The 23,372-nt window shown below is 40.3% G+C and carries 22 protein-coding genes; 9 read left to right on the top strand and 13 right to left on the bottom strand.

Going from position 1 to position 23,372, the window contains the following annotated elements:
• Position 1 precedes the first annotated feature (1 nt).
• On the top strand, positions 2-427 hold the full coding sequence (locus HWQ43_RS25455) for an anti-sigma regulatory factor (protein ID WP_292738822.1): 426 nt from the start codon (positions 2-4) through the stop codon (positions 425-427).
• A gap of 285 nt (positions 428-712) precedes the next feature.
• On the opposite strand, the gene HWQ43_RS25450 is transcribed toward HWQ43_RS25455, so the two are convergent.
• The gene (locus tag HWQ43_RS25450; RefSeq protein WP_292738820.1) at positions 713-1,144 is read right to left on the bottom strand and encodes a ketosteroid isomerase family protein; all 432 of its coding nucleotides are present in this window, start codon (positions 1,142-1,144) and stop codon (positions 713-715) included.
• A 239-nt stretch (positions 1,145-1,383) separates the two neighbouring features.
• Between HWQ43_RS25450 and queG the strand changes: the two genes are divergently transcribed.
• Together queG and HWQ43_RS25440 are read left to right on the top strand one after the other, a co-directional pair.
• Entirely contained in the window at positions 1,384-2,358 is a 975-nt protein-coding gene (gene queG / locus HWQ43_RS25445; RefSeq protein ID WP_292738818.1) for a tRNA epoxyqueuosine(34) reductase QueG, read from the top strand.
• A complete protein-coding gene (locus tag HWQ43_RS25440) occupies positions 2,333-2,968 on the top strand; it encodes an HAD-IA family hydrolase (protein WP_292738815.1) in 636 nt (211 codons plus the stop codon). The genes queG and HWQ43_RS25440 overlap by 26 nt, the downstream gene beginning before the upstream one ends.
• A 277-nt stretch (positions 2,969-3,245) precedes the next feature.
• On the opposite strand, the gene HWQ43_RS25435 is transcribed toward HWQ43_RS25440, so the two are convergent.
• Positions 3,246-3,623 carry a hypothetical protein gene (locus tag HWQ43_RS25435; protein ID WP_292738813.1) on the bottom strand — a complete coding sequence of 126 codons (378 nt, stop codon included), beginning with the start codon at positions 3,621-3,623 and terminating at the stop codon, positions 3,246-3,248.
• A 222-nt stretch (positions 3,624-3,845) separates the two neighbouring features.
• On the opposite strand from HWQ43_RS25435, the gene HWQ43_RS25430 reads away from it, so the two are divergent.
• Complete coding sequence (locus HWQ43_RS25430) at positions 3,846-4,376, top strand: orange carotenoid protein N-terminal domain-containing protein (RefSeq protein ID WP_292738811.1); 531 nt, start codon at positions 3,846-3,848, stop codon at positions 4,374-4,376.
• Positions 4,377-4,441: 65 nt separating this feature from the next.
• Here HWQ43_RS25430 and HWQ43_RS25425 read toward each other — a convergent pair whose 3' ends face one another.
• The 4 genes from HWQ43_RS25425 to HWQ43_RS25410 form a co-directional block, all read right to left on the bottom strand.
• On the bottom strand, positions 4,442-5,206 hold the full coding sequence (locus tag HWQ43_RS25425; RefSeq protein WP_292738809.1) for an ABC transporter ATP-binding protein: 765 nt from the start codon (positions 5,204-5,206) through the stop codon (positions 4,442-4,444).
• Positions 5,207-5,277: 71 nt separating this feature from the next.
• On the bottom strand, positions 5,278-6,300 hold the full coding sequence (locus HWQ43_RS25420) for an alcohol dehydrogenase catalytic domain-containing protein (protein ID WP_292738931.1): 1,023 nt from the start codon (positions 6,298-6,300) through the stop codon (positions 5,278-5,280).
• Positions 6,301-6,489: 189 nt separating this feature from the next.
• Positions 6,490-6,690 carry a hypothetical protein gene (locus HWQ43_RS25415; RefSeq protein ID WP_292738807.1) on the bottom strand — a complete coding sequence of 67 codons (201 nt, stop codon included), beginning with the start codon at positions 6,688-6,690 and terminating at the stop codon, positions 6,490-6,492.
• Between the two features lie 57 nt (positions 6,691-6,747).
• On the bottom strand, positions 6,748-7,818 hold the full coding sequence (locus tag HWQ43_RS25410; RefSeq protein ID WP_292738805.1) for a glycosyltransferase family 4 protein: 1,071 nt from the start codon (positions 7,816-7,818) through the stop codon (positions 6,748-6,750).
• 457 nt (positions 7,819-8,275) lie between these two features.
• On the opposite strand from HWQ43_RS25410, the gene xth reads away from it, so the two are divergent.
• A complete protein-coding gene (gene xth, locus HWQ43_RS25405) occupies positions 8,276-9,058 on the top strand; it encodes an exodeoxyribonuclease III (RefSeq protein ID WP_292738803.1) in 783 nt (260 codons plus the stop codon).
• Between the two features lie 296 nt (positions 9,059-9,354).
• On the opposite strand, the gene HWQ43_RS25400 is transcribed toward xth, so the two are convergent.
• The 3 genes from HWQ43_RS25400 to HWQ43_RS25390 form a co-directional block, all read right to left on the bottom strand.
• On the bottom strand, positions 9,355-10,443 hold the full coding sequence (locus HWQ43_RS25400; protein ID WP_292738801.1) for a T3SS effector HopA1 family protein: 1,089 nt from the start codon (positions 10,441-10,443) through the stop codon (positions 9,355-9,357).
• A gap of 100 nt (positions 10,444-10,543) precedes the next feature.
• Positions 10,544-11,791 (bottom strand): aminoglycoside phosphotransferase family protein, encoded by a 1,248-nt coding sequence (locus HWQ43_RS25395; protein WP_292738800.1) that lies wholly within the window; start codon positions 11,789-11,791, stop codon positions 10,544-10,546.
• Positions 11,792-12,662: 871 nt separating this feature from the next.
• Positions 12,663-12,983, bottom strand: coding sequence for a TMEM14 family protein (locus HWQ43_RS25390; RefSeq protein WP_292738799.1), 321 nt, complete (start codon positions 12,981-12,983; stop codon positions 12,663-12,665).
• A gap of 87 nt (positions 12,984-13,070) precedes the next feature.
• Between HWQ43_RS25390 and HWQ43_RS25385 the strand changes: the two genes are divergently transcribed.
• From HWQ43_RS25385 to HWQ43_RS25375, 3 genes are all read left to right on the top strand, one after another.
• On the top strand, positions 13,071-14,420 hold the full coding sequence (locus HWQ43_RS25385) for an ATP-binding protein (RefSeq protein ID WP_292738798.1): 1,350 nt from the start codon (positions 13,071-13,073) through the stop codon (positions 14,418-14,420).
• Between the two features lie 254 nt (positions 14,421-14,674).
• Positions 14,675-15,964, top strand: a complete 1,290-nt coding sequence (locus HWQ43_RS25380) for a tellurite resistance TerB C-terminal domain-containing protein (RefSeq protein ID WP_292738797.1) — start codon at positions 14,675-14,677, stop codon at positions 15,962-15,964.
• A 94-nt stretch (positions 15,965-16,058) separates the two neighbouring features.
• Complete coding sequence (locus HWQ43_RS25375) at positions 16,059-17,387, top strand: ATP-binding protein (RefSeq protein ID WP_292738796.1); 1,329 nt, start codon at positions 16,059-16,061, stop codon at positions 17,385-17,387.
• A gap of 196 nt (positions 17,388-17,583) precedes the next feature.
• Here HWQ43_RS25375 and HWQ43_RS25370 read toward each other — a convergent pair whose 3' ends face one another.
• Together HWQ43_RS25370 and HWQ43_RS25365 are read right to left on the bottom strand one after the other, a co-directional pair.
• Complete coding sequence (locus HWQ43_RS25370) at positions 17,584-18,171, bottom strand: Uma2 family endonuclease (protein WP_292738795.1); 588 nt, start codon at positions 18,169-18,171, stop codon at positions 17,584-17,586.
• 287 nt (positions 18,172-18,458) lie between these two features.
• A complete protein-coding gene (locus tag HWQ43_RS25365) occupies positions 18,459-19,661 on the bottom strand; it encodes an AGE family epimerase/isomerase (protein WP_292738794.1) in 1,203 nt (400 codons plus the stop codon).
• Between the two features lie 230 nt (positions 19,662-19,891).
• Between HWQ43_RS25365 and HWQ43_RS25360 the strand changes: the two genes are divergently transcribed.
• Positions 19,892-20,791 (top strand): aspartoacylase, encoded by a 900-nt coding sequence (locus HWQ43_RS25360; RefSeq protein WP_292738793.1) that lies wholly within the window; start codon positions 19,892-19,894, stop codon positions 20,789-20,791.
• A 524-nt stretch (positions 20,792-21,315) separates the two neighbouring features.
• Here HWQ43_RS25360 and HWQ43_RS25355 read toward each other — a convergent pair.
• Positions 21,316-22,110 (bottom strand): Tab2/Atab2 family RNA-binding protein, encoded by a 795-nt coding sequence (locus HWQ43_RS25355; RefSeq protein ID WP_292738792.1) that lies wholly within the window; start codon positions 22,108-22,110, stop codon positions 21,316-21,318.
• Positions 22,111-22,138: 28 nt separating this feature from the next.
• The gene (locus HWQ43_RS25350) at positions 22,139-22,954 is read right to left on the bottom strand and encodes an ice-binding family protein (RefSeq protein WP_292738791.1); all 816 of its coding nucleotides are present in this window, start codon (positions 22,952-22,954) and stop codon (positions 22,139-22,141) included.
• Positions 22,955-23,372: the final 418 nt, after the last annotated feature.

The raw sequence follows: 23,372 nt of genomic DNA, 5'->3' as shown, positions 1-23,372 counted from the left end.
CATGAAAAGTGAGCTTCATGTACCAAGCGATTTGAATTTTCTGAATATTGTTGAAAACTGGTTGTTGGGATGTTTGAAAATTCAACTAGGGGAATCTGTGGATTGGTCGCGGCAATCAAGTCGTTTGAGACTGGCTTTAGTGGAAGCCTACTCTAATGCAGTCCGTCATGCCCACAAAGACCAACCAAATTTGCCCATCTTACTACGTTTAGAAGTGAAAGACCGAGATTTAGCCCTAGAAATTTGGGACTACGGCGAAGGCTTTGACATGTCTAACTACTACGCTCCAAATCCGATGGAAAAGCAAGAAGGTGGTTATGGTTGGCTGATTATGAATCGTCTCATGGATAAAGTAGATTACAAGTTGCAGGTTAATGGTGCTAACTGTCTGAAGTTAGAAGCTACTTTACCCGAATTAGTCCAATAGACAAAAGTTATACCAATTCAAAATTCAAAATGACGCTCTCTACGAGACGCTAAAAGCGAACGCGGACTCGCTAACAAAACTCACGCATAAAGAAAGTCAGACAGAACAAAGGTTTGGGAGTATGTATCTGTCGCATTCTTTTTTCAAATTGGTATTACTATTTTTCAAGTCATGCTATTTATGAGGAAGAATTTAGAATTCAGGAGTCAGAATAAAGCCATGAATCCTATGTGAGTAGGTAATAAATATTGGTTTAAAACTTTGCCCTTTGTAGTTATTTGCTACTTACTTTTCGCGACGTAAATTAAGTAACTCTTTGGGGGAAGCTAAAAGTTTGATTCTAGTATAAGAAATTTGCCGTTGTTGGTTGAGGATAAATAGCCACAATACATTGACACTACACCACGAAGTTTTTGCTTTGCCTGTTACCTGGATTTGGATATCACCATTTTCTAAAGTCTCGGCGATTCCTGTGTTGGGGTAAGCTTTAATGTTTTGACCTTCTTGTTTTAAGTAGGCTGCGATCGCATCTGTTCCCACAATATCAGATTCAAATGGCGGACGCATCACACCATCTATTGCAAACAAGGCAGCAGTTGCCTCAAATTCTCCTGCATTTAAGGTTTCAAAATAACGCAGTACGCTTGATTCTGTAATTCCCTCAATCTGGAATTCTTCTTTAAACTGCGCTGGCGATATAAATTCAGCAGAGGTCATAAAATTACCTGTATTATGCTATCTGAATATTAATTTCAATACAAAAATAAATAAAAAAAAAGCTGCTGTTGAGATAGATTGCTACATATTAATAAATCTTCCTAACGATGGAAGTATTGATTTGCTATGCAGCTTAAGACAGGCTATATGTCGGGTAAGTAACAAATCTTAATTAAAGGTATTGGTTACGTAATGTATTATTATGACGCCTTTATTTGGGCAAAATCCAGATAAAAAAAATGAATCAGTATTTTGTAACGAGCAGCAGTCTAGTGAAAGAAAAAGCCAGCGAGTTGGGCTTTCACAAAGTTGGAATTACTGCTGTAGATCGGGTAAATGCCACAGAAGCGCAGAGGTTGCAAGCATGGATTGAACTGGGTTATCACGCTGATATGAAATGGATGGCTAATCCAAAACGTCAGGATATCCGCTTAGTGATGCCAGAGGTGCGATCGCTAGTGTGTGTGGCGCTGAATTACTACACACCACATCAACGTCCTGAAAGTGAGGAATACGCCAAAATTTCCCGTTATGGTTGGGGAAGGGATTACCACAAGGTAATGCATAGAAAACTTAAGCAGCTATCTATGTGGCTCAAATCACTTGATGCAAGCGTATTAGCTCTTTATTATGCAGATACTGGCCCGGTGCCAGATAAAGTGCTGGCTCAACAAGCTGGAATTGGTTGGATTGCCAAGAATGGTAATGTGATTACACGGGAATATGGCTCTTGGGTATTTTTGGGAGAAGTGTTGACCAATTTAGAATTAGAGAGCGATCGCCCACATACAGAACACTGCGGTAGCTGTACTCGTTGTCTTCAGGCTTGTCCCACAGGTGCAATTACTCAGCCTTTTGTTGTTGATGCTAATCGTTGCATTGCTTATCATACAATTGAAAATCGTGACAAGGAATTACCAGAGGCGATCGCACCTCATTTGCAAGGCTGGGTTGCTGGTTGCGATATTTGCCAAGATGTTTGTCCTTGGAATCAACGTTTTGCCCAAACAACTGATATTGAAGAGTTTCAGCCTTATCCTGGGAATATTGCTCCCCACCTGCTAGAATTAGCCCAAATCTCAGATCGGGAGTGGGATAAACGATTTCCAGCATCTGCCTTGCGGCGGATTAAGCCAGAAATGTTACGACGCAACGCCCTAGCTAATCTTGACGCATCCAGGCAGAAGAATGACCCAGAAAGTAATTATTTTTGATTTTGATGGCACAATTGCTGATACAGTAGATGCCCTTGTAAGTATTGCTAATCGTTTAGCTGGAGACTTTGGTTATAGACAAATAAGCCCAGAACAATTAGCCTTCCTCAAGAACTTAACATCTAGGGAAATTATTAAGTACTCAGGAGTTTCTTTATTTAAGATCCCTTTTCTAGTTAAAAAAGTTAAAGGGGAATTAAAAAACAAAATTCCAGAATTAAAGCCAATTCTGGGTATTAAGGAAGCATTAACAGAACTCCAAAATCAAGGATATAAACTCGGTATCATCACTTCTAATTCTAAAGAAAATGTTACGCAATTTCTCACAATCAATGATTTAAATCACCTATTTGATTTTATCTACTCAGGAATTACAATTTTTGGTAAAACAACTATCATCAATAATGTCTTGAGGCAAAAGCAACTCAAACCTGAAGAGGTTATTTATGTTGGAGATGAAACAAGAGACATAGAAGCATCAAAAAAAGCAAATATCCAGGTGATTGCAGTGACTTGGGGGTTTAATTCATCGGAAGTACTAGCCAAGCAAAATCCAGATTATTTAATTCAGCAACCTAGCGAACTACTAGAAGTGATGAATAGTCGTTAATTAATAAATAGTCAAAAGTCAGTCAAAAGTCGATAGTGAAAAACTTAACAATTAACGATTGGTCAAAACAGTAGAGTGGGCAATGTCTACCAATAGTGAGAACTTTGATTTTCATATTTTTGACATTGCCCATATTATACCAATTCCATTAATGATTGCAAGACACCATTGGCTAAAGACGCGATGAATCGCGTCTCTACAACCTCTGTACAAATGGTCTATTTGTCGCCTTCTTTTTTCAAATTGGTATTACAAAATAGCAAGATATCAGGAAAAATTAATTTTTCCGTTCACCCTTTTCTAAAGCTTGTTTTACTAAATCATCACTGACATTAGTTGCATCTCCAGTCTCAGAATTCCCAACTTCTTTTGCTGACTCTAGAAAATCATCAGGATTGCCCGTTGACTGTGTTTGAGGTTTTGTCTCTTGTGGCTTAGAAGTTTGATATTTAGGTGCAGTTGCTGATTCTGCTGCTGCTTCACCTTTACCTGTGCGATCGACTTCACTCACACTGAATTTTTGTGCCGCTGCATAATCAGCATCAAAATCCACCGTTGGTGCTTTTTCTTCACCACTAGTTATGCTTTCAGCAGCTAATTGTGCATCCTGGGTGGAAGCTTCATTTAAATTGGGCTTTACTTCTTGATCAGCCATAATTAAAACCTTAGCTAAATTTTTTATTGCTTACTTGAGCAATCATAGCAAAGCAATTGGTTGCTTTATTGCTTCCTATAGAGAGACTTTTGCCTCTATTAAAAGGTAGATTAAAGCTGCAATTTCCAATAAATTTAACTCTTTCTATCGATAGTAGAATCTGATTGTCGAACTCTGGTAACAATTAGTTTGCCTATTAAATTATTTTGGAAACAAACAATAATGACTGCAAGTTACGACAAAACTATTTCTCAAGCTCAGAGCAATGAAACTCAAGAATTGGTGGATAGGTTTAACGCCTTAGATACCGATGCCAAATTAGCCTGGTTCTATTTTGTTTATGAAAAAATGGGTGATTCGATCACGCCCGCTGCGCCTGCTGCGGCTGAACCAGAGTTAGCGCCACTTCTGCTAGGAGATTATTTTAAATTATCCGATGGGCAGCAGCTAGATATTATGCGGGATATTGTTAACCGCAAAGACACAGAATATTCCCGTGCTTATGGGGCGATAAAAGAAAACAACCAGCTGCTAGTTTGGTATGCTTGGGCGGTAGCTATGGGGGATACGGTGGTGGGAATGCCAGCTAGCTACCAGGCAAGTAAGGCAGTTAACGATCTGCTTTCCGAAATTGAAGGACTAGATTTTGAAGAGCAAATGTCAGTGTTTCGGACAATAGCTGGTGAAGTGGGTTACACCGATGTTAAGCCGATTGAAACGCAAGCAGAAACTGGAAAAACATCAAGTTTGTAATCAGCTTTGGCGATTAGAAATCGCGGCTACACAAACCAAAGTCCGCCCCCGCGGACTTTAAGAACCTACGAGACAGCTAACTGACTCAAGTCGGCTGGGGTGAGGTTGGAGTGTACTACTTGACCATCACGGAACCAAACGATGCGCTGGGTTTGACGGGCAACTTCTGGTTCATGTGTCACCATAACAACCGTGATTCCACTGGCATTGAGTTCGCCAAAAATATCTAAGACTTCTTGGGTTGTGTGCGAATCCAGTGCGCCTGTGGGTTCATCTGCGAGGAGTACCACGGGACGATTGACGATCGCACGGGCGATCGCTACTCTTTGTTGTTGTCCACCAGATAGTTGAGTTGGTTTGTTGTTAAGGCGATTTGCTAAACCTACTCGCGTCAAAGCTTCCGTGGCGCGATCGCTTCTTTCTTTCGGATTTACACTAGCATAGACCATTGGTAGCATCACATTTTCTAATGCTGTAAGTTGGGGTAATAAATGGAATTGCTGGAAGACAAAACCCAGCTTTTTATTACGGATATGTGCCAGAGATTTATCATCCATTTGCGCCACATCAATATTATCTAAGTAATAATGTCCGCCTGTGGGTCGGTCTAGACAGCCGATAATATTCATAGCTGTGGATTTACCTGAACCAGAAGGCCCCATAATTGAACAATATTCGCCCTCATGGATAGTCAAATTCACATCGTTAAGTGCTTTGACTTCAGTTTCACCACTACCATATATTTTAAAGATATTCTCCAAACGAATAATTGTTGATTTAGGAACGGGATTAGGAACTAGAGAATCGGTAATTGAAATAGTGTTTGCCATAAGGATTTAGTTATTATTTGGTAGAGATGCAATAATTATAAAAATTTGATTAATTCATAAGGTGGCCGTAACTAAGGAATTATTGCCACCTTTATTACTTTACGCGCCTTCATATCAGAAAACACCTGTTCTAAATCTTTTAATGGTCGTTGTTCGCTAATAAGTAACTCAAAGGGAATTTTACGACTAGCTATGAGTGCAAGGGCCGATCGCACATACTCTGGTGTATTATGAAACACGCCTTTGAGAGTAAGTTCGCTATAGTGTAGCTGTTCTGTATTCACAGTAATGCTGGTATCCCGTGGACATCCACCGAATAAGTTGACTGTTGCACCAGGACGGGCACAAGCGATCGCAGTTTCCCAAACACTTGGGACAGCAGTGGCTTCAATTACTACATCTGCACCCCATCCTTGGGTAAGTTCTTTCACTACACTCGGAATCTCTGGAATTTGATGATAATTAAAGGTCTGGGTTGCACCCAATTTCTGACCAATTTCTAGTCTGTGGTTATTACCTCCCCACAGCAAAACTTCAGCTTTCTCACTCAGCGCCGCCACAAACATTAGCCCGATCGCCCCATCTCCCAAGACGACTACTTTATCTTTGGGCTTAATATTAGAACGCGCTATACCATGCAACACACAAGCTAAAGGTTCCGTCATGGCTGCCAATTCCCACGGCAACTCATCGGGAATCTGCAACATATTATGTTCTACTATCGGTGCGGGAATTTTCAAGTATTGGGCAAAAGTCCCATTATTCCAGGTCAAATTTGGACATAAGGAATATTCTTGACGTTGACAAAAAAAGCATTTCATGCATGGAGCAGAATTATTAGCGACGATGTGATCGTCTACTTGCCAATTTGTCACCCCTGTACCCACAGCAACAATTCGCCCAGCAGCTTCGTGACCAAACAGCGTTGGCGGTATCAGCATCCTGGCATGACCACCACGCCGCCAGACTTTCAAATCTGTACCACAAGTTGTTGCTGCCCCCACTTGGATTACAACTTCGCCAGCCGCCGGAATGGGGTCAGAAACTTCCTCTAGGCGTAAATCTTCTTGACCATGAAGTAACGCTGCTAACAAAACTTTAAACCTATCAATTAGCTTCATCTGATTTTACCAGTTGAAGTTGGTTGATAGGTTTAAACAAATTAGTCTTGATTTATAGTAAGCTTTTATGAATCGAAAATGGCGCAAATCAAGCTACCATTTGAAAACTTGCAAAAGCCTTGATATACAAAGCTTTTGACTTTTGACTTCTGCCTTGCGGTACTAGGTATTCACCACTGGCTGAGGAACCACTCCAGTGTTCCGGGTTTCCACATTAGGCAGGCGAGTAGTATTTAATAGCGGTACAGTTAATAGTGGTACTTCTTGGCGGCACGACAGGCAAAACCAATATAGTTCACCATGACGAGCATGACGCAGGAGGGAACCACCGCAGCATGGGCAGGTGTTGGCTCTCGTACTCATACCAATGTCCTCCTTAAAAAAATTGTTGTTTTAAGCTCAGTAAAAAAAAGCAGTTGATTAAAATTGAATGTTACCTGCATGAATGCGGCCATTCGATTCTATGCGGTCTTTAATAATTTGTCTGTAAACAGCTTCATATTCGTTAACCATTTGGCTAACACTAAAGTTGTTTTCTACATGTTTTCGAGAGGCTTGACGATTGAGTTCCAAAGCTAGTGGAATCATTGCCGCCATTTCTGCATAGCTATTGCAGATAAAACCTGTTTTAGTGTGGGCAATCACTTCAGGTACGGAGCCGAAATTCATGGCAATCACTGGTGTACCAGTTGCCATTGATTCAATCATTACTAAGCCAAAAGGTTCTTGCCAGTTAATGGGGAAAAGAGTTATCGCAGCATTACCCAGAAGTTCAGTTTTTTGGGCGTGGTTAATTTCACCGAGATATTCGATTTGCTGACCATCTATGTGGGGAGCAATCTCTTGTTCAAAAAACTCAGAGTGTACTGCATCAACCTTTCCTGCCATCTTCAAGCGCCAACCACTTTGTTTAGCAATGGCGATCGCATGGTGCGGGCCTTTCTCTGGCGAAAAACGACCTAAAAACGCTAAATATGGAGGTTCTAATGGTTGAGCTATGAATGGGTAATCTGCTAGCTCAATTCCGTTATAAACCGTGCCAACATAATTGAGATCGATTTGACGCTGAGAATTACTAATGCTGATGTATGGTTGCTTTTGGTAGTAGCTAAATGCGTGACGGTTATCAGTTGTAAAATTATTGTGCAGGGTGTGGACTGTAGGAGTTACTGTTATCAAACTCGCTAAAGGTAATGCCGAAATCCCTACATGAGAATGGATAATATCGAATTGGTCAGCATACTGGTAAACTTGGCTTAGTTCTAGCATTTCGTACACTGCATACTCTTTCACATTTGGGTCTAAGCGTAATGCACGTGGATAAACTGCTTCTAAATGAGCCAATGTTTGAGAATCACCAGAGGCAAATAAAGTTACCTCATGACCGCGACGAACAAGTTCATCAGTCAAGCGACTCACTACCAGTTCTATTCCTCCATAATTAGGAGGTGGAACCCTTTCCCATAAGGGGGCAACCTGAGCGATTTTCATAAGTTTTTCTGGTTCAGTCTATGAAATTGTCCTCAATAATCAGCTAGATCATTATTTTATGAGTAAAGAGCATTTGTACTTACTCTTTTGACATTAAAATTAACCTAACAGGCTATCAAAAGCGCAATAACGGTTAACCGTACCGTAAATTTTCTACCTACAAATCCAATTGACTATCGGTAAAAGTCAACTCTGAGCTACACTTTTAACCGTATCGCTAATCTATCAATTGTTGCATCTATCTTGGGGATCATAAAAAGGTAGAATATTTTGTAGCAGAACTTACAAAATTAAATATTTTGTAGCTGAAAATACTAAAATATTCAATGGGATCAAGTCATTCAAGCTTCATTTAAAGGTAATTGGGAAAGGGAAAAGAAATTATAAATATTAAGTAATTGTACAATAATTACATAATTTGTAATTAGTAATTTACAAAAATTCTGATAATTAACTAATGAAAATCGCTACTTGGAACGTCAACTCAATTCGCACTCGCCTTGAACAGGTTATCGATTGGTTAACCCTAAATCCCGTTGATGTTCTCTGCTTGCAAGAAACCAAAGTTGTGGATACTGAATTTCCGCGATCGCCTTTTGAGGAGTTAGGCTATAACATTTATATGTCAGGACAGAAATCTTATAACGGCGTAGCCCTGATTAGCCGCCAGCCACTTCTAGATGTCAGTAGCGGGTTTAGGGCAATTTTGCCAGATTTACACCACGAATGGGACGAGCAAAAGCGCGTGATTACAGGTGTAATTGATGGTATTCGGATTGTGAACTTATATGTTCCTAATGGCGCGGCGGTAGGAACGGAGAAATACGAATACAAACTGCGCTGGTTGACAGCGCTACACGAGTATTTGCGATTGCTAGTGTTGTCAGAATCTGCAATTTGTGTGTGCGGCGACTTCAACATTGCCCTAGAAGATAAGGATATTCATGAGCAAGTGAGTACAGAAAATCACATTATGGCAACAGAAGCAGAGCGCCAAGCCCTACGGGATATTCTGGCACTAGGATTTGCCGATGCTTTTCGTAAATTCACCACAGAAGGTGGAAATTATAGCTGGTGGGATTATCGCTCTGCCGCTTTTCGTCGTAACTTAGGTTGGCGAATTGACCATCAGTATCTCACGCCCATACTATATGAACGCACTACAGATTGTATTATTGATGTCGCACCCAGAAAGTTAACCCAACCTAGCGACCATGTGCCGGTAATTGTGGAATTTTGAATTGGGGCATTGGGCATTGGGCATTGGGCATTGGGCATTGGGCATTGCGGAAAAGGCAGAGTGTAAAAACTTGCTGCAACTTTTCCTATCCTCCTCTACTCCCTTATCCCCATGCCCAATAAGTAGTAAGACAAAATTAATTACACAAATTTCGACCTGAAACCCTTATGTAGCCTAAAATCTAATGTGTAAATATTTCTGTCCGATTACTTACTTCGCCACGAGAGGCTGCGCCAACAGCAACTTTTGGAGACGCACTCGCGTTCGCTCAGTACAAATGCCCCATACCCCATCAATCAATTTAACGGTTTATATATATCCTCAGAACTGGGATTGAGATAAGGACGTTGTAAATCTATTAAGTGTCGCGCAAAGTGTTGGTCAATAACCCTCATCCGTTCCTCCATTGCATTTTTACCTTTTTGCCAAGCTTCTAACAAAGCATTAGCAACGATTTGGCAACGGTTCATCCCAAAACTTTCTTGTGCCGCAAATTTTTGGGTTGGTTCTTCGGCTAAACCTAACCCTGGAGCTAAAAATTTGGTGAACAAAGGGATTTCGGGCTGGAAATGGGATTGATTTTCGATATAAACAGTCTGAAGGATTGTGCGGATTGCTGGATAGTCGGGGAGTTCAAAGTAAAGTAGCCCCGAATCATAGCGTCCGTATGCAGAAGGGTTGTGGAGAACCTGAAAGCTAAAGGGAATCGAGGCTGCATTTAGTTGCAGTGTCAAGCTTTCCATGAGAGCGATCGCACCAGATGCCGTAAAGTTAAAGTAGATTCGCCCTGCTCCTAAATCGGCGTCTGGGTTGCTTTGGCGTTCCTGTCCAACATTGCTAACTGCTAAGTAACAGCCGTTTTGCAGTCGATTTTTGGGCATCCAGATTGCTACCATGTCACCCACTTTGGTAGATTTCTTACTGGATTCTAGATGGCAATCTGGCTCAACATAAAGTGTTAAACCGCCTTTAGTCACCGCCATAGTCCCATCAGGTTCTTTCCGCAACACCTGCCATCGAGGGTCAAAGTAACCGATGCCGTGATTACTGGCGTGCAGTTGCTCGTAAAAGTCCCAATCAATCTCCAAAATGGAATTATCTGCTAAATTATGTTTTTGCAGTTGATTAGTATTGTCAGTATTGACTGCCAAAGTACTTTGTAGGGAGCCATTATAATAGATTCCATAGAGAAAATTTCGCAGCAGGAGAGTGAGATACTTTTGTTGTAAATCTACGGAATTTTGCTGAAATCTATCGGCTATTTTAGTCGGCAGAGCGAAGGGTTGATAATTGGGATGGTAAATACAAAAATTAGACTCAATCTGGATATTCTGAGCAATATCAAATAGAGAATTTAGCGATTGATTGATAGAGGAATTTAGCATTAATCGATTCAGAAATCAAACTTTAACAAAATAGAATTCAGGAGTCAGAATACAGAATGCAGAATTGTGTGTTCTTTTTAAATTGTTCTGCTACCTATTACTAACAACCACGCAGCCGAGTTTTCTCGTAATAAATCCGAAATAACTGCTGCTCTTTTACAGGCTGAGGAAATTTATGAATCTTTGCCACAGGATTCAGGATTTCTGATTCTGATATCCCAAAAATGGTCAGTACAGCTTGCTCTGGCATTACAAGTAAACTTTTAGCTACTTGCAGCATACACAGTTCAACATTATTAAAGTGTTTCCGGCACGTAATCATCTCCTGAATTTGATGAATTAGTGCCAGCCCCGCAAACTGAATAACCCGCGAAATAAAGTCACTGCGGTATTCCAGAATCATCGGGAAAGCATTTATATAAGCCCTAATTAAGGCAATAATTGAAGGTTGTAAAATCTCTAACGGTGTTAACGCCAAATTTAGAGATTCTTCTAACTCAATGGTGGGGTCTACTACCAGACTCTTGAGCCAAATTCCTAAATAGCTTGCCAGTAAAGTTCCTAAATCAAAGGCTGGGTCTCCCCAAGAACAAGCTTCCCAGTCAATTAGTCGTATAAGACAATTATCTAATTGCTCCCACCTGGAATGAACCAAAATGTTGTTCAATTTCAGGTCGTTGTGAGTTAAGCAGCAAGGATTCCAGCTATATGCCAAATCTGCGATCGCAGATTCCAAACTCTCGTATTGTTGATAGAGAACATAGAATTTCAGTGCATCCGTGGGAACAGTCCCAAAAATCTCCGGCCCAATCGACCCTACCCCTTGCGCTGGATTGTAAAACCCGTAGCGAAACTCTCCTTGGGGAGCAGTTGCCATAAAATCCCGATATTCTCGGCGGTTGTAGGTGGCGCGATGCAGTCCCGCCAAAGTAGTGCCGATGGCAGTGGCAATTTCTTGTGGAAAAATCTCATTGTTGTGGTACAATTTCGCAAGCTCTAGATATTCACTTAAGTAGCTACGGACAAGAATCGAATTTTCTTCGTCAAAATGCACTACCAATGGCGCGATCGCTGAAGTATTACCTAGAACTGGAAACTGTTGTAGCAACTGGTGAAACAGCCACTCCTGAAACAATTCATGAGGCGCGCCGTCATTGTTGTTAACGTTACGTTCTTGTTTAATGAGCAGTTGGCGATTATCTGCTAAAGTCACTAGTAAATTGAAATTGTTCTGACTACTTCCTGTTCCTGGCAACTCAGATTTGTCTGATGGGCCATCTTCTGAGCTACACAGACCCGCGTCTTGCAGATACTGGATAACGTTATGAGAAGACAGTGATAATACCATGTATTATTTCCTACTTCATTAAATTACTTAAACTTATCGTGTCAAATTTGCTTGGTCTTAAGAGTTTTCAGTAGATAGGAACTAATGCAAGAAAAGAGATGTGAATAACAATAAAGATTTCTACAATCTACTAATATCTCATATTTGGGAGAAAAACCTGCCAAAATGGCACCAAGTCCTTTGCAATTCCTTTAAAATTGGCTCCCAGATACCGTGACATCTTTACGCTTTATCAGCATAGTTACTTAGATACATCTACAGTAAGTTTTGTGGTAGAGCCTTTTGATGTGGCTCCATCTCCTTTTTTTGTGGCAAAGAAGCATCCCCAGCAAAAAAAACTGATTGGCGGCAGATGTTGTTTGATGTTCATGTAGTCATCTAAAAACAGCGAAGAACTTCAGTAACCCTTCGCAGTAAGAAGCACGAGATTCAACACTATTACTTTTATTTATCATCACAAAGCCAAAAAAACCGGAATTTTTTAGCAATTAATAATTATTTTTTGATTTAATTTTCAGAATTTGTGTCTGGAAAGCTCGTTATCACGTTATTTTTGTCACCTACAAATTGTAGATGACTATGGGCGATCGCAGACAAAGCCTACATGAGCGTATCTTATGTAACTGCACTTTTGTCAAGGTTGATAATTTTAAGGGTTTTCTACGTATTCACTTAAAAGATGAACAAAGGGCGATGTCTACGACGGACTACGCCTACGCAGTATAATCAACCAATAAAACTTTACCCTGATCTGGAAGTTATTAGGCAAGGGTAACAAGTCATAGTAATATAAATGTACTAGTATAATTCAAGGCAAAGAGAGTCATACTATACAAAAAACAGGAGGGTGGTTATTGCTAAAAGACCGATATTACCTTAAAGCCACCATTTGATTCACCATCACCGCCAATGCCAGCATACCTAAAATCGTCATTAATCCCGCAGGCATAAACTTGCGTGTTTTTGCCAGTCTAAATGCAAAGACAACTATTAAAACAGCAGTAACTAATACTGCTAAAATCGAACCCCAAGTTTGTCCTTGGAGTTGAAAGTAAGCGGCAAGTATTAGTAATAAACCGCTAATGCTACCACTTAGGAGTGAAACTTTACTTGTAGCCTGTATGTAGCCAATAACGCCACCAACAATCGCTAATATGCCGTAGGCAAAAGCAGCAACTATACCTAAATTCATTGTTAAAACCTATGTAGACTTTGACTTTACTGCCAGGGTCAGCAGACAATTTACCATAGCTATTTAGCTATACCACACAGTTGATTAATGGATAATAAAGCGATGCCAATGGCAAGTACTTCCTCATATACAAGGGTTCAATATCTCCAGCGCCAAGCAGCCTCACTTTTACTGTACCAATCTGTTCTACAAGGTGAAGTGGGGAGGGCATTTCTGGAACTGTTGCAAGCTATACGTTACACTGAAGCCGATGCACGAGGTTGTCTTCAAGCCTACGGCAGTTACTTTCACGCTTTGGCTGCTAGAAATCAAAACTGGGAAGACTATTTAATTACTCAAATTCTCTTCTCTGAGAATCCTTTTACAAGGCTGGCGGGAGTGCGAGAATTTGAAGATTTGCCCCCAGCTTTAGTAACAGCAGTTCAGCATGATTTACAAGTATTGCAAAGTCTATATGAGTGTAGCAGCGCTTCTTTGAGCGAGTGGGTACAAGGCGTAGCTCACATGCCGATTTCGCCAGTAGTGTGGTATAAAGAGCAAGAATTAGTAGGAGTAGAGACAAAATTTACTACATATCTACAAGAGTTAGATAATTGGGGTGATGCTGTAGAAGAGTTAGCAGCTTATTATCGGCAATGTGGCTCTGGTTTATTTGCAGAATATCGCGCTTTACGCTGGCAATCTGGGCAGTTTCTCGGTATCAGGTATTCTGACCCGGTTAAACTGAGCGCGCTTGTCGGTTACGAATCTCAAAAAGATGCTTTGCTGAAAAATACAGAGTTTTTATTATCAGGACAGATGGCACTCCATGTATTACTTTACGGTAGTCGCGGTTCTGGCAAATCTTCTTTAGTGAAATCTTTGTTAAATGAATATAGCAATCGCAGCCTCCGCTTATTGGAAGTGGCAAAATCTGATTTAAAAGACTTACCAGAAATCGTGGAACATTTACGGGGTGTATCACAAAAATTTATTATCTTTGTCGATGACCTTTCATTTGAAGAAGATGATGATGCCTTTAAAGCCCTCAAGGTAGTTTTAGAAGGTAATTTAACGGCGCGACCTCAAAATGTAGTTGTGTACGCTACTTCCAATCGCCGCCACCTGATTCGGGAGTTTTTTGTAGATAGACCGACTCCCAAGGATAACGAGGAAATCCATGCCTGGGATACGATGCAGGAGAAGCTTTCGTTTAGCGATCGCTTTGGTTTAACCTTGACTTTTGAACCAGCCAATCAGAAAACTTATTTAAAAATTGTACAACATCTAGTGGCACAAGCTGAAATTAATATTACCCAAGAAGATTTGGAATTTCAGGCATTACAATGGGCAACTCGTCATAATGGTCGTTCTGGACGTACAGCACGGCAGTTTGTTGATTTTTTAAAAGCAGATTTAACGCTTTTTTATGCAAATAAAAACACATCCAACACTTAATATCAAAACTTTTTCATTGATGATTGCGCTTTTTTGTAACTTACAAAATAGTGTTATGCACCATTAACTAAAATTAGAGATTTCATTACCATTCTGATACCCAAATTGAGAAAAATATCTTGATTGACCAGATATAACTACTTAGATTAAGTATTTTATATGTATTTGCTTTTTAATTACGAATTACGAATTAAAAATTATAAATTAGTATGACTACTTATTCAGATAATTTTACTACGCTAAAAACCAGCAATATGCAATCAGTAACGATCAGCAATCGATTTATACTAGTGATAGTTGCCTTTAGTGTGAGTTTTGGTCTTAGCCTTGTCCCAAGCTGGGATTTTAATAAAGCCTTTCTCACAGGTGTAATTACTGCCGTTACTATCCATACAACAGCATTATTCATAGACAAGCGGCGCAGAAATTATGAAATGTTTGTTTTAGGTTCTCTCCGCAAGCGAATTAAAGAGATGGAGGGATTAAAGGCTCGCGTTGTCAGAGAAATAAATCAAATTAAAGAACATCATAATTTATTATATTCTGAATCACAACAGGTGCAAAATCAAGTCATAGAAAGCCGTAGTCAAAGAGATAGTCTACAGCGAGAATTAAGAACATTTGCCGGACAAAAGAAGCAATTAGAAACAGAAATTAGTAACCTGCAAACTGAAATTAATAATTTGCAGAACAATCAAACTGAATTGAACAATGCTTTTTCTATCCTCACAGCAGAAAAGCGCCGTTTAGAGTCAAATTGTAATGTATCTCGTGCTGAAATCACTCAATTGCAAAGTCAAATTTCCGAGCTACAACACGAAAAACAAGAAGTTGAAAGTAATTTAACTCTTTTAGGCAGACTCAAACCCCAATTAGAAGAAAAATTATACGAACTGCGAATTGCAATTCAAGAGCTAGAAGTTGAGACAACTCAAAACAATCAATTGCTGGTAGCAACGAAAACCGAAAGAGAAAATCTCCAAGCTATTCTTAATTCTTCACAAACTCAACTAGCAGAACACAAAGCTGAATTACAGCAATTACAAGGACAAGTTTCATTATTGCAAGAAGAACGAGACTCATTACAAAATCAAGTATGGGAATTACTACAACAAGTAGAAACATTAAATCCAGAGCCTTTGTCTGATAATTTCCAAGAAGATGATATTGAATTGTTTCCATTTTCGGAAATAATTGAATCTTCAGATGTCATTAAAAATTCGAAAGTTGAGACATCAGAAAATATCCCCGAAGAATGGACCAATTTTCTCGAAAATCTTCCAGGACATGAGTTACAAGTATTAAAAGCTATAGTTGAACAAGATAATCCCAATAGTGCTATTAAAAAAATTGCCGAAGCAAATATTACTATGCCAAATTTATTAATCGATTCTATAAATGAACGGGCAAATGATACTATTGGGGAATTAATAATTAATTCTGATTCGGAAAGTCCAAAAGTTTATCAGGAGTATATAACAGATGTCAAAAAAATGATTGCGACGTATGAAGGCCTCATGGCTAGACATACTTCGTCAAATTAAATTGTTATTGCCGTCGTCAGATTTAGTAGTAAGATGATATCCCTTACCTACTTACTGCGTGCTTCTGCGTTTAGAATAAAGTGAAGTGTAATACATGGCAAAGCTCAAAATCTCGAAGAAAATCTCCACTGCTTTAATCAATTCCCTTGGTGCAGGGGTAGTACCAAGATTGGGAGTTGAATATATCGCAGTAGGTCGAGAAAAAGAACTAAAAAGCGTATTACAAAATCTCGATGATATTACAGAAGGTGTCGCAGCATTTCGCTTCATAATTGGTAACTACGGTTCTGGGAAAAGTTTTTTATTACAACTAATTCGCAACCGCGCTATGGAGCAAGGTTTTGTAGTAGCTGATGCTGATTTATCGCCAGAACGTCGATTAGCTGGAAGCAACAATGAAGGCGTAGCGACTTATCGAGAATTAATGAGTCACCTAGCTACAAAAACTCGTCCTGATGGTGGTGCTTTAGTTTCGATTTTAGAAGGATGGATTAATAAAATTCAACAAGAAGTGGTTAAAGAAACTCAAATGCGTCCCAATGACGATGGTTTTGATGACCAAGTTGAATCAAAAATTAGGGAAGTAGTTCAGTATATTGAAGACTTAGTTCACGGCTTCGATTTTGGTAGCGTGATTATCGCTTATTGGCGTGGCTATCGATTAGATGATGATAATTTAAAAAATGCAGCAATGCGTTGGTTGCGGGGAGAATTTACTACTAAAGTTGAGGCGAAAGCAGCTTTAGGAGTGCGTGTAATTATTGATGATGATAGTTGGTATGACTATATAAAACTGTTTGCGAAGTTTGTCGCTGAGATTGGCTATAAAGGACTGTTAATTCTAGTTGATGAAGCCGTACATTTATATCAAATATCTACTACAGTCACACGAGAAAAGAATTATAATCGACTCCTCGCAATGTTTAACGACACCATGCAATGTAAAGCAGAACATCTTGGCATTGTTGTTGGTGGAACAACTAAATTTTTAGAAGACCCCAAACGCGGACTTTTTGCAGACCAAGCTTGGCAAAGACGTACAAAAGAAAGTCGTTTTGTTGCCCAAGCTAATGTTCAGGAACATTTAGGGCCAGTGATTCGGCTAAATCCGTTGAGTGAGGCAGAAATATTGACGCTTTTGCAACGTTTAGCTGAGATTCATGCACTTAATTTTGGGTATGAACAGACTTTGACAAATCGTGAGTTGAAGGAGTTTGTGCAAGAAATTATTAATCGCTTGGGTGCAGAAGCATTACTGACACCAGGGGAAATTGTGCGGGATTTTATGAGTGTGCTGAATATTCTTCACCAAAATCCAGGAATTGCGTTTGGTGAATTAATTCATGGCTCTAAATTTAAACCTACTGGTGTGGGTAAGGATGCAGAAGTTGATGAGGACGGCGCAGCTGAATTTAGTTTGTAGTTTACTCTCTAGTAATTGGTAAGCCAAGCCAATCGCTAATTTCATGAGTTAGCCAGTCAAGTTCTGGCAGAGTCACAGGAAAACTATTAGCATAATTGGTATAAATTTCATACTTTCTGCTTCCTGCCCAGATTATTAGGTAAGGTCTATCGCAAAAGTATAAATAGCTTAACTCACTTTATGATACGAGCGAAAATCATTCATTAGCACTCTCTGGAAACAAGCGATTCAAGTCTAATAATGCATCTTCAAATCCAGGAATTGCTACTGACTGATTCGATAAAGAAATCTGCTTACTGAGATAGCTAAACTTACTTTGAGCATTCTGATATGGCTGGCTATGACGCTCAAGTTGACGAGCAGGCAAATTTACAATCCAGTAATCAGAAATTCCGGCTTCTGCATACAATGACAACTTGATTGTTTGATCGTAATCTATAGTTTTATCCGAAATTTCAATCACTAACAAAATATCTTCAGGATAGGGATGATGAGCGAGATAATCTTCATCTCTTCCTCTTGCAATGACAACATCTGGCTCAGGCTCACTTTGATTAGGAAGGGTGATAGGATCTTGTCCACGGAGGACTGCTCGATCGCCTAAAAGCCGATCCAATTGACGGCACAGGATAGAACTACAAACTGTATGAGGTGTTCCCTTTGCTGTCATTTGAATCAGTTCCCCTCGAATTAATTCAATACGATCGCCCTTTGTCAGAAATCCGAGTTCAATCAATCGATGGTATTCAGCGATGGTAAATCGCTTAGGTGTCACAACATTCATGAGACATCTTTCCAATATTACTTGTACACTAACAAAGATTAAACTGACTGCGTTGTTTACCGCCGCAGGCATCGCAATAACTTAAGCCGTCGTTACTACAACAGAAGCATTCATAAGTAACCTTAAAGCTGTTGTTACTAAAACTGAAGCTGTAATTATCAATGCTGAAGCCGTTATTACTACAGATGAAGCATTTATAAGTAACCTTAAAGCTGTTGTTACTAAAACTGAAGCTGTGGTAACGACAGCTTCAGTTGTGGTTATGAATATGAATTTTTGTAATAAGTTTATTGCAAAGGAGTAGCGATCGCCTCAAATTGCTGCCAACAAAGATACAATGCACGCGGTACGTGAAAACATCCTTTCCATTTGCCACCTTTGAGGTTCAACAATACTTCTCCACGCCGATTGAGATAACCGAACCACTCACCGTATTCTGAATCAGCAAAGTGTGACCAGGCGTAATCATGCATCTTTTGATACCATTCCCAACACACCTCACGCCCTGTCAGGCGATAGCCCATCGCTAATGCAACCAAAGACTCTAGGTGAACCCACCACAGTTTTTGATCCCATTCCAATTGTTGTGGGGGACGACCATCTGCATCCATAAAGTAATACAATCCGCCGTACTCGTTATCCCAAGCAAAATTCAGGATGTTTAACACCACATCAACGGCTTGGTTAATAGTTTTGGTATCATTTCGACGACTCGCGATGTCCATAATGAACCACATAGCTTCGATACCGTGACCTGGGTTAATCAACCGTCCCTCAAAACAATCGACATGGGAACCATCAGGGGCAACGTTTTCGTACATTAGTCCCCGTTCTTGGTCAAGAAAATCGGTCATCACTTCGCGGACAGTCTCAGCCAGGACATTTTCTAGTGTTTCCTTTGGCAGCAACCATTCCATTTCTAAAGTCAGGTTGGCTAAAATCATCGGTACAGCCAATGATTTCATCGGGCGTGTGCCGGGATAGGTTTTATTATATTTGCCCTTGGGGTTATCTTTGCGGCGTAATACGTTGTTATAAGCTTGTATAGCCACATCCTTTGCCCATTCTTCGCCGCCAGCGAGTGCATATTTACTAAATGCCATCGCCGCAAAGCAATCAGAAAAGATATTGTAAGGGTGAACCAATGGTTTCCCTTCACGGGTGAGGGCAAAGTACCAGTTCCCATCGCTATCTCTGCCATGTTGGGCGAGAAAATTAGCGCCGTTGCTGGCAATTTTTAGCCAATTTTCGCGCTTTTCTAGCTGGTTGTAAAGCATCGAAAAAGTCCACACTTGGCGATTTTGCAGCCAGATGAATTTATCTGTATCATAAATTTTGCCTTCGCGATCGAGGCAGGTGAAATAGCCGCCTTGCTGCCAATCGAGAGAATATTTTTCCCAAAAGGGGAGTACGTCGTTGAGGAGGGCGTTTTTGTAAAGTTCAGCGTAGGCGTAGCCCACCGTAGGCATTGTTTGAAAGTCCTTCTCCATAAATTTGCTCCCCTTTTATACTAAAACCAACAGCTTAACAGTTATCATATTTTGGCTTGAACATGGAGCGACGCCGATAGCGAAGCGGTAGCGAGTCATCGAGCGTCATAGCCCGTCGTAGACATCGCGTCAGTCTTTTACAAGATTTAGTCAGCAGCAGCTATACTTCTATCTTGTATCTTGCACCATTCTCAATAACTGTAGGGTAGTTTTTTAGATATGAGGTTGTTATGACTCAGATTGAACGAGTTGCGATCGTTGGAGGAAACCACGGTAATGAGTTAACAGGAGTACATTTAGTCAAAAAGTTTCAGCAATATCCTAATTTAATTAACAGGGCAAGTTTTGAAACTCTGGCATTACTTGGTAATCTCAAAGCTATTGAAGAAGGCAAACGATACATTGAAAAAGATTTAAATCGTTGTTTCACTAATCAAGGCTTACAAAATCCTCAACTCTCAAGTTATGAAGATACGCGGGCAAAAGCAATTAAACAGATATTGCAACCACAAAATCAGCCTTTTATAGATGTAATTATTGATTTGCACAGCACAACTGCCAATATGGGGTTAACTCTGATTTTTTGTGATATGCATCCTTTCTTGCTTAGGTTAGGCGCTTATTTAAGTTCTATCAATCCTTTAGTGAAAGTCTGTATTAATCAGGAATCCAAAGAAAATGGTTTTCTCCGTTCTTTGTGCGAATTGGGTTTTGTTATAGAAGTTGGGGCTGTAGCTCAAAATGTTTTAAACGCCAAATTATTTCAGGAAACAGAACAGCTTATTTATGCAGTTTTAGATTATTTTGAAGGGTGCAATCAGGGGAATATTCCGCAGACAAGCAACCACCTTACACTTTATAAATATATTAAGACTATCGATTATCCTAGAAGCGATGCCTACGGCGGGCTGCACCTACGCGGGGAAATTCAAGCCATGATTCACCCCCAGCTTCAGTTTAGGGATTATGAACCTTTGCATCCAGGCGATCCAATGTTTCTGACTTTTGAAGGAAAAGATATTTTCTATGAGGGAGCGTCTACTGTTTATCCTATTTTTATTAATGAAGCAGCTTACTACGAGAAAGGAATTGCGATGTATTTAAGTCAAAAGCAGGAAGAAATAGTTTAATTTTTTCATCACCTTCGCCTCACTTTCGCCTCACTTTTATCTCTACCCACTGTTGGATCGAGATTCACCCAAGGTATTTCTCCTCGCCGATAATTTAAATTACTCCCTGGCATTTATGCCATCTCCTGCAACGCCATCCCAAGCAGCAATTTCAGCTTGATACTCTGCATCTTTAACATCCTGCATTAGTGCTGTAATCATTTCTGCTGCTAAAATTCGGCGGCGGTGTTCTGCTAGCAGTGTATTGATGTATGCACTACGGTTTCCCTGTGCATACTGATCTACAAATTGCAGAATGTCTTTTTCTAAGCTAATTGTGACTTTGAGTATCTATAATTAATTTTTAGTATTACTATTTAGTATGACTTTATGATCATACTAATAATTTGCGAAACTTATATACCTGGCTTATATAGGCAAATTACAGTAAAGCGTAGACACATATTCCCTTGTAGTCAGACACCACTTTAATCGATTTATTTAGCTATAAAAATTAAGCAGACAAATATTTTTGGCAATTAATATCAATTTTCTGTCTGCAATAACCAAAAGCCGCTATAAGTCATACCAGAATCATCGGGTTGAACTAACAAAAAATGCAATCCTCGGCTTTGCTGCTTGCGTTGTTCAAATCCTTGGGCTGCTGTTGTAACTTCTGGATCTTCAAATGTGGCAACAATCCATCTATCTACCAAGCTAGCTTCTAATATTAAGCCATCCGGTGCGCCAGAAATGTAGTTCAAGCTGACGGCACGGGCTTGCTGTAACCACCGTGCTAGGCGCATTGATTGCCGTCCACCATAAATTATTACACCAGGAACAGGAACTGTTGATGCTAAACCCAAATTGATTGGTTTGAGATGTTCTGCGATGTGCAAAATGGGAATGGGGCGATCGCTAAATCTCGTTTCTACATCACTAGCAGCTAGAGTCGCAAAACGCCATTGTTCTCCCCAGAGGTTTTCTGGTAATGGTGCTGGGGGTGGTTTATCCAGCGTTGAGGGATATTGCTTTTCTTGTAACCACTGCTTTAACGCCAAGGTGTGGCGGCTAGGTTCGACATTAATACTTAAATTGCGTCCAGCTGCCTCAATTAAACTTAGAGACTGAGGACGAAACACCTGAATTACATCTGGCAATTTTTCACCAGCAGCTAGCTCAAGTTGAGTCGCAACCCAATTAGAATTTGCTGCTGACTGGAGACAGGTGGCTTCATACTCAAAGCTACGAGTTGCGTCACAAATCAACAACTCCCATAAAATTTGTCCAGACGCATCTTGTGAGGGACGACGATAAAAATCAACCTGCCAAATTTTCATAAGTGGGGAGTGGGGCATTCGTGAGAGTTTAAGATATTCTAAATCTTTTCCTGAAGGCGAATAACAGACCCACTATCCCGGAGCCGAGAACACCAAGTGATGAGTCAGGTTCTGGAACCACTGCTAGTTCTGGAACCACTGCTACTTTCTGTGGCTTTGTATCGCAGGCGCTGGAGACCCTGTTGGTATCCATCGTCACGATACCATTTTGCACCAAGGCTCTACCGCACATAATGTTTGCGCCAGTAGTCAGGGTGATGCTCGTGAGCGCTAGAATATTTCCCAAGAACTGAGTGCCAGTACCAAGAGTCGCGGAGCTGCCGACCTGAAAAAACACATTGGGAACGTCACCGTTGGTCGTGACAATAGACGAGTTGCTTGCGGTCGTGAGCGTACTCCCTATCTGGAAAACGAAGAGCGCATTGGGGTCTCCTTGATTGTTGAGTGTGAGTTTTCCGCTCAACTGAGCCGATGAGCTAAAAGAATAGACGCCAGGTGTGAGCGTGAGTCCACCCAGGTCCTTACCTGTCAAGTCCACATTGCTACTCAAGCCTGCTAAAAAATTGTACGCAGTTGCGTTATCCGTCTGAGCCTGAGCCGCAACTGTATCAGATGTGAATATCGTTCCGGTAACGCTTCCTGGAGAAAAGCCAGTGGCTGAAGAACCTGTGCTGACACCCAGAGATTCCGTGATCAGGGAAGGGCCGGTATTAGTTACCGTCGAGGCAGCCAAGACCCCGAAGTTATTCGCCGTTCCCAGCATAGAAGTAGAAGCGGCTTTTGCTTCCGCTTGAAAACTGGAGAATACCACGATTCCCAAAACTATTGCGTACTTGTAATTCATTTTTAAGTATTATTACTAGCATTAATATGCTTTAATGAATACAAGTTTAATTGATCTTAAAGGAAAAATTGTGCTTTCTTTAACCTTGACGTAATCTTTAGCATTGTATAAAAGCAGGATAAATTTGCACTTGACAAAGACCGAAGTAGTCAAGCATTGCTGGCAGAAGCTTTAAATGATTTATTTGAAAAATATGGGAGTCGTTTATGACAAAGGTTAAGCTGATTACCCAATTAAATACTTTGCCCCCCCGGAGAATCAAGACTTAGGCGTGGTTAAATATCTGTGAAAGCCAGTCTCCAAACAAAACAGAATTCAGCATGAATTCTATACGAGTGGCGGCTAGCGCAGCTTAAGAAGAGAAGAGGCTGCATCGTTCGCGTAGCGTCTCGTAGAGAAAGGTCGAAGTGTGGGTCTG

Origin of the sequence: Nostoc sp. JL31 (genome assembly GCF_017114965.1) — a bacterium.
Classification (GTDB): domain Bacteria; phylum Cyanobacteriota; class Cyanobacteriia; order Cyanobacteriales; family Nostocaceae; genus Nostoc; species Nostoc punctiforme_A.
This window is presented reverse-complemented; position numbering and strand designations above follow the sequence as displayed.